Origin of the sequence: Streptomyces sp. NPDC102467, from assembly GCF_044765445.1 — a bacterium.
Classification (GTDB): domain Bacteria; phylum Actinomycetota; class Actinomycetes; order Streptomycetales; family Streptomycetaceae; genus Streptomyces.
Genome location: NZ_JBIWKA010000011.1, coordinates 372,895 through 384,068, shown reverse-complemented (window position 1 = coordinate 384,068; position 11,174 = coordinate 372,895). Strand labels below are relative to the sequence as shown.

The window sequence follows — 11,174 nt, the reverse complement described above, 5'->3', positions numbered from 1 at the left end:
ACGGTTCCAACTTCGGACCACGACGAGGCACCGGCACATCCGCAGAAGCAGTCATACACAAACTAACGACGGATCTCCGACGCGGGACACTAGCTCCGCCTGGCCTGACGCGGATCGGTTCTTGGACGCTTCCGAGTTCATTCACGCGCTTGGCATGATCCGTGCGATCAGCGGCCTGACGCAACGCGAGCTGAGCGAGAACTCCCCTGCGCCACTGTCAGCAGGCAGCATCAGTCGACTCCTCAACCGCGAGGACCTTCCCCACCGGTGGACTAAAACGATCGAGACGTACCTCTCTTCGTGCGGTGTGCCTGATGACCATGTCGACCGATGGAAAGCAGCCTGGGAACGACTCAGCGCTGCCTCAGCCCAAACTCCTTCGACCGTCGCACCCGCTCCAGCTCCAGCTCCAGCTCCAGAGCGGGGCTCGTCGAGTTCACTACGCACCAGGCTCAAGGCCATTGGTCTACGCAAGCAGTCACCGACGAAGCGCACCAGCCGCTGACGCAAGACCAGCGCCGCGAACTGCAGCAAGCAACGGGACGCTACTTCCTTGCAGGTGAGGAGGTAGCGGATGGCTTGTCCGTCTTCTGAGTAGTGCTTCCGTCATCGCCACTGCCGGAGAAGAGCCCGAGCTTCGCCCCAAGGAGCAGCAGGGCCACAGCAGCAACACCGGCCCATGTCTTCTTCTTCGGTCGTTTACGGCCGCCTGTGGGCCGATTCACCATGTGGCCAGCGCGATAGTACTGACCGGAACGCCCTGCCATCACACACCCCCGAGTTGAGCAAACGCCCTGCTCCATCGAGTCTCGCAACGAACCAGGTGGGCAGACCACGAGTTGAATGCACTTGGCTGAAATAGGCGCCACCGCACGCTTGGCAACCACGGGAGCCTGCCGTCCATCAACACTTGCGCCTGGCAGCCGTCTTCCTCCACACTCAGCTGTGGCCTCCAGGGGGCCGCCCCTGATCCTGCTTCGCCCCGTTGCCGGATCATCCAGGGGTTAAGGAGCCATAGCCCCACCTGCACAGCGCATCGCACTGTTCACCTATGCCCTCATGCAGGGCGTGCAGATCAGTTGTCGGATGCCGAGGGGCGACGGTATTCCGGGGACGGATCGCACATGACCAGCGGTGGGCGGCTCGAGAAGCTCGCGAGGACACAGCAGCTCTACACGGGCGAACCCTTCGCCGTGGCGAAGAAAGTGATGCGTGGCAGGGACAATCGCCACCCGATTCATTCCGGCCCGCTGCAACAAGCGCATCTCGAAGCTGAGGCATTTGCCAAACTTTGCAGCGGAGGCCAGTGGTGGGCCCATCCCCTCGGGCTCTCGCACGTGCAGTCCACAACCAAATCTGCGGTCGCGCACCTCGACAGCCACACCACACTCAGCAACGGCACCTCGTATGCCCTCAGTGGCCATGCCCTCGACCAGCTGTTGCCCAGCGCCGAGCCAGGCGTACAAGTAAATGGCGTCGTTGGCCTTCGAGTTGTTGGCATCGACGGATCAGACCTGCACCTCACACTCGTTGACAGCGAATGCCACCTCGTGCTGCGCGGCATCCCCGGGACGGATTGGGCTGAGGAGCTCGATGAACGTCGACTTCGATACGAGAAGGCCGAAGCCCCGCCGCTCTGGCAGCAGCCAAAGCTGACCACCTTCGAGGAAGAGCACATCCGTGACTACCCAGAGACGTGGAAGGCCGAGCGTGGCCTCGATTGGCTCGGATCAGCGCTGCTACGCCGTATCGCCATCTTCCAGACGGCCAGCACCGCATACTCAACACGCTCCTGGATCACCGGCGACGAATGGATCTTCGAGCTAGACACGGTGCGTGGCATCAGGCTCGAGCACGAAGTCTTTCTGCGACACCTCATGGACCCCGTATGGGGCTTGCCTCTCCATATCGAGCGCCAGTACTGCTCTTGCAGGCCGGAGCAAGAACTCGGTGACAGCACGTACACCCTGCAATGCACGTATGACCTCCTGCACCGCGGTATGAACAGTGGCGGTCTACAACTACGTTTCCGTCACGGACCAGGCGTCTACACGGGCGGCACCCGGATCAAGCTTGCAGAATTGGGTGCTCCCATCAGGTGGCTCGATCGGGTTCTGCCCGAGCACAGCCCGGACGTCGCGTCGCCTTCCGATGCCTCGGGCGCAGCTCGCTCCTCTGACGAGGGGAGCCACTGATGAACTGGGATGCCATCGTGCTGTCCGTTCTGGCCGCGTTCGGAGCAGTCGTTATCGCGCTCTCGCAGCTCCACGAGGCGCTGGGGAAAGTGCCAGCGATCATCCGCGCATGGCATGAGATTCGGCGCACCTGGCGCGAGGCAGGAGATGACCGGCAATAGCTTGGCCCCAGGTCGCTGGCCGGACGAGCTGCGACCTCTCGTGGGACATCCCGTGCCGAAGTGAGCCATACAGGCTCCGGCCGGCCCTGCTCTGTCGTGCACCGGTTGTGCACCGCCCCCAATGCCAGAGGGTGAAAGGTACTGGTCAGAAGCACTTCTTATCTCTACTTCGACATTTAAGAACGCCACAGGTCAGAGCGGGTTTCCGCTCCCCTGGGCCGTCTCTGGGCCGTCGGCCGTGTTCTTCCGCTCTCGGAAGGCGCGGCCGACGGCCCTTTCCATGACGTCCCCAGCCCAGCGGCCGGCGCCCCCCTCTCGTCTTTCGCCCAGCGGTCATCGACGGGACGATGCCTCAAGGGGGAAACTGTGCAGTGACAGCGAAGTCGGCGGCGGCAGGGGCCCGTTGGCCGCATCGGCGCGGAACGACTGGAGCAGGTAGGCGATCAGACGCCGGGAGGCCGCGCCGTCTTCCGGCAGGGCGGACACCAGACCGCAGTGGGCCACCAGGGCCACGGCGAGGTCGGTCGGGTGGAAGTCGGCTCGCAGCGCACCCGTCGCCTGGGCCCTGCGTACCAGGGTCATGAGGTCCCTTTCGGCGCGTTCCCGGGACGGTGCGTGCTCCACCGTGCTGTCCGGGAAGGCCGCGACGAACGCGGCGGGGAACCCCCGCTCCTCCCGCTGAAGCGCGCAGACCGTCTCGACCAGCCGTTGGAATCCCCGCCAGGGGTCAGGGTCGGCAAGAGCCTCGGTGAGCGTCCGTGCGCAGGTCTCCATCTGCTGCGTGAACGCGCCTCGCACCAGGGCGTCCCGGGTCGGGAAGTGCCGGTACAGCGTCGCTACGCCGACCCCGGCCCGGCGGGCCACGGTCGCCATCGGCGCGTCGATCCCGCGCTCGGCGAATACCGCACGGGCGGCGACAAGGACACGCTCCCGGTTGCGTCGGGCATCCGCCCGCACCCCGTCCGGGTTTTTGATCCGAGAGGATTCGGTCATCGGTGCCTCTCACTTCCGGATCAAGTGGACGATCTCGTCCGTTTATGAGCTTACGGTCCACGTCAGACACGTCCTCACATGGCCCCGGCCGCAAAGGTGGAACGATGAATGACCACATGATGAGAGCAGTGCTCTTCGACCGCTACGGCAGCCCCGACGTGCTGTACGTGGGCCAGGTGACGCGCCCCGAGCCGACACCGGGGCAGGCGCTCGTGCGGGTGCGCGCGTTCAGCGTCAACGGCGGCGAGCTGGCAGCCCGTGCCGGCCGTCTCCGCCTCGTGACCGGCCGGAAATTCCCCCAGCGCGTCGGATTGGACTTCACCGGCGAAGTCGTCGCACTCGGCGCCGGTGCGACGGAGGCCACGGTCGGTGACCGAGTATGGGGCGTCCTGGGGCGCGCGTCCGGGTTCGGCAGCGCCGCTGAGTACGTGACCGTACCGGCCGGGCGGCTCGGCCGGGTCCCCGACGGGCTGGACCTGGTGGACGCCGCGGCGCTGCCGGTGGCCACCACAGCCGTCACCGCCCTGCGGGACAAAGCCGGGCTGCGGGCCGGCGAACGCCTCCTGGTGCGGGGCGCGGCGGGCGGTGTCGGCAATGCCGCCGTACAGCTCGGGCGGGCGTACGGCGCCGAGGTCACGGCCCTCGCCCGTGCCACCAACCTCGACTTCGTCCGCGGTCTCGGCGCTCACAAGGCAGTTGACCACCGGGCCGTACCTTCTGGGGAACTGGGCCGCTTCGATGTGGTCCTGGACACGGTGGGGACCGATCTGCGGAGTTTCCGGCGCCTGCTGAATCCGGGTGGGCGCATGGTCACCATCGCCTTCGATCCGACACGTCCTGCCGCGTCGCTGGGCTACCTCATGGCCAGTGCGGTTCATGGCCGCGGCCGGGTGCGCTTCTTCAGCGGCAACCCCAAGCGAGAGGAGCTCGACGACCTCGCCCGCCACGTGGTCGAGGGCAAACTGCGCCCGGCGGTGGACACGGTCTTCCCTCTGCAGGAAACGGTGGCGGCACACCGTGCACTGGAGGCGGGCGGCGTGCAGGGCAAGTTCGTGGTCAAGGTCGCTTAGGGCAGGTCACGGCCGCGCGTGTGGCCCTCTGAGCTCCCCAGGCGAGTGGGTCGAAATCGCCCTAAAATCGGGCGAAGTCGCATACGCGTGAACGTCTCGGAGGAGTGCTGTCATGAGCAATCTGTTCGTCGTCGCCTACGACGACCTCGCCACCGCCGACCAGGTTCGCGACAAGTTGTTGTCGATGTCCAAGGAGCACCTCGTCGAGCTCGAGGACATCGTGGTGGTCGAGCGGCGGGAGAGCGACGGCACGATCAAGCTGCACCAGGCCGTGAATCACACGGCGGTGGGCGCCGCGGGCGGGGCGCTGTGGGGTGGCGTCATCGGGCTGCTGTTCCTCGTGCCACTCCTGGGCGCCGCGGTGGGGGCGGCGGCCGGTGCGGCCGGCGGGGCCGTCACGGACACTGGGATCAACGACGACTTCATGAAGGAGCTCAGCCAGAATCTGCGGCCGGGCGCCGCAGCGCTGTTCGTGCTGGTGAAGCAGGCCGCCCAGGACAAGGTCGTACCCGAGATCGCCGCGTACGGCGGGCAGTTGGTGCAGACCTCGCTGAGCAACGAGGAGGAGGACGCGCTGCGGGAGATGGCGCGGGCCGCCCGCGAGAAGGCGCGGGCCGCCGAGGAGGGGGCCGGGGCCGTGTCGGCGCAGGCCCCGGTCGCTTCGCCTTGACCCGTGCTCGTTAGGGGTCGATGGGGAAGTCGCGGCCCTCGACGATCTCGCGGGCCACGTCCTGGACCTTGCGCTGGTGCGAGCGCGCGTGGCGGCGCAGGCGGTTGAAGGCCTCGTCGAGGGAGAGGCCGTGCAGGGCGGCGAGGATGCCCTTGGCCTGTTCGACAACGACCCTGCTGGACAGTGCATGCTCCAACTGGCCTGCCAGGACCCGGCTTTCGGTCACCTCACGCTGGAGCGAGAGTGTGCTGGCCGCGGCGTCGGCGAAGGAGCGGGCCAACGACAGGGCTTTCTCGTCGAGGCTGCCGCTGTGCGGGCCGAACAGGACGAGGGCACCGGCCGGGCCGTCCTTGGCGGGCAGCGGCAGGGCGGTGACCCGGCCGTGCCCCAGGTCCCTGACGCGTGCGGTCCAGCGCGGCCAGCGGGCCCGCGTCGGCTGTATCGTCACGTCCACGTCGATGAGGGCGCAGCCCGTCGTACGGACGTCGTAGCCGGGGCCCTCCTGCCAGCCCGCGGCCTCCGCCGCGAGGGCCCGCAGAGCGTCGTCGGTACCGTCGGTCTGGATGGCCGAGTTGCCACCGGGTGAGTACTGCACGGTCGCGCCCAGTGCGTCGAACAGCCTTCTGCCGCCCTCCACCAAGGTGGCGAGGAGGGTCTGCGTATCGAGCGGATCACGTGCGGCTTCCTCCGTCAAATGGGCGAAGACCGCGGCGAGTTCCTGCTCCTGCAGCGTCACGGTGGAAGACCTCTCAGCCGAGTTTCAATTGTCCGTGGACGATATCCCGGGCGACGTCCCCGATGCGGCGTCCATCGGCGAATGCGCGCGCTTTGACCATTTCCAGTGCATCCGCGACCTGACAGTTCAACTGCACGGCTGCCATGCCCGCGGCCTGGTGCACGACGGCCCGGTAGTCGATGCCGCCGAACAGACCGGGTACCGCGTCCTGGCCGAGCAACACACTTCTGGTCAACGCATCCGCGACCTCGGTGAAAAGCGTCGTGGACGCGGTGTCGGGGCGCGGGTCGAAGACCGCGAGGGCGCCGATGCACTCGCCGGGCACCTGCAGCGGCACGGCCACCACCTGGCCGATGCCGAGTGCTCTGACGGCCGGGCCGTAGCCCGGCCAGCGCGAGGTCAGGGCGGCCTCCGACACCTCGACCGGGCGGCAGTCGCGCACCGCGTCGCCCGCCGGGCCTTCGCCCATGACGAACTCCAGGTCCTGTGCGGTGCACGAGGGCTGGTCGGATGTGGCGATCGCGAGCTGGTTGCGCTCACGGTCGACGAGGACCACGGCGACGCTGCTCGTGCCGCACACCTCGGCGACACCCGTCATGAACAGGGGCGGCGGGCCGCCGTCACGGACCCACTGGCGGGCCCGGCGGGCGTGCCCCTCGAGGAGCTCCGCCGCGACCCGATGGCGGGCGGCGGTGGAGCGGTGGATAAGGGCGAGGCGCTGGTACAGACTGTCGAAGGATCCTTCCGCCAGCGACTCGTAGCGCTCCGCGAGTTCGGCGGCCCGGTCGGCACGCTCCCGGGCCCGGACCGCGCGCTGCCAGGCAAGCGCGGCCTGCGTCGGTGAACCGGCCTTGGGCTCCATATCCCGAGAATACGCCCGGCCAGTCAGACCGTGTCGCCGCTTCCGCCTTCTTCCATCAAGAGGACGACCCCCCCGCCGCGGTGGCCGTCGAACGGGCTGCACTGCACGGTGCAGCCGATGCCACGGCCCAGCCGGTTGACCGCGTCGATCTCCACGGGATTACCGCGCTTACGGGTCTTGACGCACTCCTCCACCACGGCGAACAACTGCTGGGTGGGCAGACCGAAGTCGAGGCGGAAGAAGGGCTCGTCGAGCACCTCGTCCTGGCGCAGGCCCCACAGCTCGGCGGCGCCCCGGTTCCAGCTCTTGACGTTGAGGTCCTTGTCGAGGACGACGACGGCGGCCGCGATGGAGGTGAGGACTCCCTCGAGGAAGGCGCGGGTCTCGTCCAGCTCCTCGCTGCGGATGCGCATCTCCTCGTTCATGGTCTCCAGCTCCTCGTTCCCGGACTGGAGCTCCTCGTTCGTGGTCTCCAGTTCCTCGTTCGTGGACTGGAGTTCCTCGTTCGTCGTCTCCAACTCCTCGATCGAGGACTGGAGTTCCTCGTTCGTCGTCTCCAACTCCTCATTCGTGGACTGGAGTTCCTCGTACGCCGTCTCAAGGTCCTCGCGTACGCGCTTGACCTCGGACTTGAGCTGGGTGGTGACGGTGACGTCGGTGAACGAGATGTGCGTGACGGAGGGCAGGCCGCCGCCGCCGACCAGCGGCTGGACCAGGATGTCGAAGTACTGGAGGTCCTCGCCGACCCTGCGCTCCGCCCCGTTCACCCGCAGGGTGCGGCGCTCGTGGGTGGCCTGGTCGATCAGTGAGCGCAGTTCGACCGGGCGGTAGGAGATCTCCAGGTCCTGGAAGGGGCGGCCGATGTCGTTGGTGGTCAGGCCGAACTGGACGCGGGCATGGTTGTTGATGAGGACGACGACGCCCTCGGCGTCGACCGCGAGGGCGGCGCCGGGCGCGGCGTCGAGGATCAGGTCGCGCAACTGCCGGTTCCTGGCCATTGTCAGCATCTCCCCGCCGAATCCCGTGCGCATCTTGGGCGCGGGAGGCTGGTACTGCGCGGTCACGGCGGAGCCCCGGCGGCGGCGGAAGATGCGCTGGCGCATGCTGACGACGTCGAACCGATCCGCGTCGTTGAGCAGCATCTCGGCCTTGCCGAGGAACAAGAAGCCGGTCTCGCGCAGCGCGAAGTGGAACCGGTCGACGATCTGGGTCTGCGCCTCGACGTTGAAGTACATCAACGCGTTGCGGCAGACCAGCAGGTCGAGGCGGGAGATGGGAGCGTCGCGGGTGATGTCGTGACGGCCGAAGATGACCCGGCGGCGCAGATCGGACCGGAAACTGTACTGCGAGCCGTTCTGCTCGAAGTACTTGTCGCGCAGCTCGGGGGCGAGCGACTCCAGGCTTCTGGCCGGGTACAGACCCGCGCGGGCGTCGCGCAGCGCTTCCTCGTCGACGTCGGTGCCGTAGATCTTTACGCGGGTCAGGGCCTCGGCGAGACCGAGAGCCTCCGCGAACATGATGGCCAGCGAGTACGCCTCCTCGCCGCTTGAGCAGCCGGCGCTCCACACCCGGATCTCTTCCGCCGGGTCGAGCCCGGCGATGAGTTCGGGGAGTACCTCGCGCTGCAGGTACGTCCAGGCGTCCGCGTCGCGGAAGATGGAGGTGACGTTGATGAGGATGGTGTTGAAGAGAGCGCTGAATTCGTCGGCGTTCGTCTCGAGCTGGTCGCGGTAGTCGGCGTACTCGTCGATGCCGACGTCGGCCATCCGCTTGCGGATGCGGCGGCCCAGGGAGGAGCGCTTGTACCCGGTGAAGTCGAAACCGCGGGCGTCCCTGAGGAATCCGAGAAGGTCCTCCAGCTCCTCGTCCGTCTCCTGCTCTCGGGGCGCCTCGCTCATCGTTGCCTACCTACTGCTTCTTGATCTCGACAAGGCCGCGGATCACCGCGGGAATTTCCTCCAGAGGTAGCACAAAGTCCACAGCTCCCGTACCCACTGCGGCCTCCGGCATGCCTCGGAACTCCGCGCTCTGCGGGTCCTGCGCGATCACGGTACCGCCCCGCGACTTCACGGCGTCGACTCCCATGGCCCCGTCGTTTCCGGTACCGGTCAGGACGACGGCTATGGCACGGGGGCCGTATGCCCCGGCGACGGACTCGAAGAGCAGGTCGGCGGAGGGGCGCAGGAAGTGGACGAGTTCGCTGCGGGAGAGGGAGAGCGTGCCGCCGGGTCCGACGAGGAGGTGCCGGTCGGGCGGCGCGATGTAGACGGTTCCGGCCTGGGCCGTCTCGTCCTGTTCGGCGAGTTTGACGGCGAGGTTGGCCCGGCGGTCCAGGATCTCGGCGAGGACGGTGCGGTGCCGGGGGTCCAGATGCTGGACGACGAGGACGGGCACGGGCAGCTCGGCGTCGAGCCCGCCGAGCAGGGTGATCAAGCCGTGGATGCCGCCCGCGGACGTGGCGACGGCGACGACGGCGAAGTTGTCCGGGACGGCTCCGGGAGGCTGTGGCGGCACGTCGCCGAGCGTAGCCCTCCGGGCGGCTTCGCACAGCGTGGCGTGGGCCGCGCTCCGCCTCACGCGCCCGGCCTGGCGGTGAGGACGCCGGCCGAGATCGCGCCGCACAGTGCGTCGTGGTCCCTGGTGGTCTGATCGGCGTAGCGGAGCGCGAACGCGGCGGTCGCCCGGTCGAAGGTGTCCGCGCCGCCCAGATACGCGGCGATGGCGATGCGGTCGCCGGAGCGGGCGTGGGCGCGGGAGAGCGCGGTGCCGCAGAGTCGTGCGTAGGCGAGGAGTTCGTCGGGGGGCATGGCCGCGATGTCCGCCGAGCCCTTCATGTCGCGCAGCTGCCGCCAGTAGAAGGCGCGGCCCTGGGGGCCCGTCATCCAACCGAGGAAGATGTCGCCCGCGGCCTGCATCAGGCGCTGTCCCGAGACCACGCGGTGGCCGGGGTGGAGGTACGGGCCGTGGTAGGGGATGTGTTCCTCGATCACGGAGCGGGTCGCCTCCTTGATCTGGAGGAAGAGCGGGTCGTCGGGGTCCCGGCCGGCGAGCAGGACGACGAAGCAGCGGGTGCCGACGCTGCTGACGCCGACGACCTTGCGGGCCGCGTCGACGAACCGGTAACGGTCGAGGAGGCGGCGGCGGTCCTCGGCGAGCGTGGAGCGGTAGTCGCCGAACATCTTGCGCAGGGCGGCGGCGTCGCTGATTCCCGCGGGTTCCAGGAGCGGCGGGTCGTGGGCGATGCGGCGGCGGCCGTCGGGGGTGGTCTCCGTGAGCCGCGCGAGGGCGTGCAGGCTGGTGCGGCGCGTGGCCTGGGCGAGGGTGTGCTCGGCACGGCGGCGGTGGCGTGCGGAGCGCACCAGCGGGAGCAGCGCCCGGGCGTCGATGTGTTCGTACCAGACGGCCAGTTCGCCGAGGCCCGCCAGGCGGCGCATGTTGACGCGGTACGCGGCGACGGAGGCGAGGACCGCGCTGTGGGCCTGTTTGTCGGAGTGGCCGTTGTCACGGGCGGCGACGGCGGTCGAGGCGGCGAGGCGCTTGACGTCCCATTCGAAGGGGCCCGGGTACGTCTCGTCGAAGTCGTCGAGGTCGAAGAGGAGGGAGCGTTCGGGCGAGGCGAAGAGGCCGAAGTTCGACAGGTGGGCGTCTCCGCAGAGCTGGACGGTCAGGCCGGTGTGGGGTGTCGCCGCGAGGTCGCCGGCCATCACGGCGGCGGCGCCGCGCAGGAAGGCGAACGGGCTCGCCGCCATCCGCCCGTACCGGATCGGGAGCAGGTCGGGCAGGCGGTCGGCGCCCTGGCGTTCCAGGACCGCGACCGGGTCGGGGCGGTCGGCGGCCGGGATCCAGGGGGCGTGCGAGGAGCGCGGGGCGTACTTGCGGGCGCGTTTGCCCTGGGCAGCGCGTTCGGCGGGGCTGCTCATGGCGGGCGCCCCTTCGTTCAGTGACGCAGCGCGCGGAGGATGTCGGCGGTGACGTGGCCGTCGAGGGAGCGGTGGCTGCGGGCGGTCTCCTTCTGCGACGTGCCCCCCGCGACGTCCTTCACGGTGAGGGCGACCGTGTCGAGGCGCTTGCCGCCGCTGTCCTTGAAGGAGACGAGGACGAGATACGTCTTCGCGGACGATGCCTTGTTCGTGACCTTGACCGGCACGGTGGCCCGTCCGTCGTCCTTCGTCACGCCGCCGATTTTCACATCGTCCTTGGCCTCGGCGCCATCCTTGAACTCGTCGACTTTCTTCTGCGCCTCGGCCGTCGCGGACGACAGCACGCCCCCGGCTTTGGACGCGGCGTCGGACGGGCTGTCGCCGCTGTCGGAGCAGCCTGCCGCGCCGGCCGTCAGGACCACCGCGAGCAGGACCGCGCCGGCGCCTCGGATGCCTCGCACGTATCCCATCCCCACACCTCCGCTCGACCCGCCACTGCGGGTCGCACCAGTCAACGGTGCTCCCTCGGGGGCCCGCATGCCAAGTACGGCAAACAGGTGAATTCCC

General features: G+C 68.6%; 11 protein-coding genes. 4 read left to right on the top strand and 7 right to left on the bottom strand.

Features of this window, described 5'->3' with window-relative positions; translation table 11 throughout:
• The first annotated feature begins 1,124 nt into the window (after window positions 1-1,124).
• On the top strand, window positions 1,125-2,195 hold the full coding sequence (locus tag ACIREE_RS24835; RefSeq protein ID WP_404156031.1) for a hypothetical protein: 1,071 nt from the start codon (window positions 1,125-1,127) through the stop codon (window positions 2,193-2,195).
• A complete protein-coding gene (locus ACIREE_RS24830) occupies window positions 2,195-2,356 on the top strand; it encodes a hypothetical protein (protein ID WP_404156028.1) in 162 nt (53 codons plus the stop codon). Before ACIREE_RS24835 ends, ACIREE_RS24830 begins: the two co-directional genes overlap by 1 nt.
• Before the next feature lie 333 nt (window positions 2,357-2,689).
• Here the strand turns inward: ACIREE_RS24830 and ACIREE_RS24825 are convergent, their stop codons facing one another.
• Window positions 2,690-3,349, bottom strand: coding sequence for a TetR/AcrR family transcriptional regulator (locus ACIREE_RS24825; protein ID WP_404156025.1), 660 nt, complete (start codon window positions 3,347-3,349; stop codon window positions 2,690-2,692).
• A 104-nt stretch (window positions 3,350-3,453) separates the two neighbouring features.
• Here ACIREE_RS24825 and ACIREE_RS24820 point away from each other — a divergent pair, with 104 nt between their 5' ends.
• On the top strand, window positions 3,454-4,419 hold the full coding sequence (locus ACIREE_RS24820; RefSeq protein WP_404156022.1) for an NAD(P)-dependent alcohol dehydrogenase: 966 nt from the start codon (window positions 3,454-3,456) through the stop codon (window positions 4,417-4,419).
• A gap of 112 nt (window positions 4,420-4,531) precedes the next feature.
• Window positions 4,532-5,089, top strand: coding sequence for a DUF1269 domain-containing protein (locus ACIREE_RS24815; protein WP_404156019.1), 558 nt, complete (start codon window positions 4,532-4,534; stop codon window positions 5,087-5,089).
• A gap of 10 nt (window positions 5,090-5,099) precedes the next feature.
• Here the strand turns inward: ACIREE_RS24815 and ACIREE_RS24810 are convergent, their stop codons facing one another.
• Genes ACIREE_RS24810 through ACIREE_RS24785 form a run of 6 tightly spaced genes read right to left on the bottom strand, consistent with a single transcriptional unit; the run spans window position 5,100 to window position 11,077 of the window.
• A complete protein-coding gene (locus tag ACIREE_RS24810; protein WP_404156017.1) occupies window positions 5,100-5,825 on the bottom strand; it encodes an ANTAR domain-containing protein in 726 nt (241 codons plus the stop codon).
• 13 nt (window positions 5,826-5,838) lie between these two features.
• Window positions 5,839-6,687, bottom strand: a complete 849-nt coding sequence (locus ACIREE_RS24805; protein WP_404156014.1) for a GAF and ANTAR domain-containing protein — start codon at window positions 6,685-6,687, stop codon at window positions 5,839-5,841.
• Window positions 6,688-6,710: 23 nt separating this feature from the next.
• Complete coding sequence (locus ACIREE_RS24800) at window positions 6,711-8,585, bottom strand: CheR family methyltransferase (RefSeq protein ID WP_404156012.1); 1,875 nt, start codon at window positions 8,583-8,585, stop codon at window positions 6,711-6,713.
• Window positions 8,586-8,595: 10 nt separating this feature from the next.
• Window positions 8,596-9,201, bottom strand: coding sequence for a chemotaxis protein CheB (locus ACIREE_RS24795; RefSeq protein WP_404156009.1), 606 nt, complete (start codon window positions 9,199-9,201; stop codon window positions 8,596-8,598).
• A 59-nt stretch (window positions 9,202-9,260) separates the two neighbouring features.
• Complete coding sequence (locus ACIREE_RS24790) at window positions 9,261-10,607, bottom strand: DUF2252 domain-containing protein (protein WP_404156006.1); 1,347 nt, start codon at window positions 10,605-10,607, stop codon at window positions 9,261-9,263.
• Between the two features lie 17 nt (window positions 10,608-10,624).
• A complete protein-coding gene (locus tag ACIREE_RS24785; protein WP_404156004.1) occupies window positions 10,625-11,077 on the bottom strand; it encodes a hypothetical protein in 453 nt (150 codons plus the stop codon).
• Window positions 11,078-11,174: the final 97 nt, after the last annotated feature.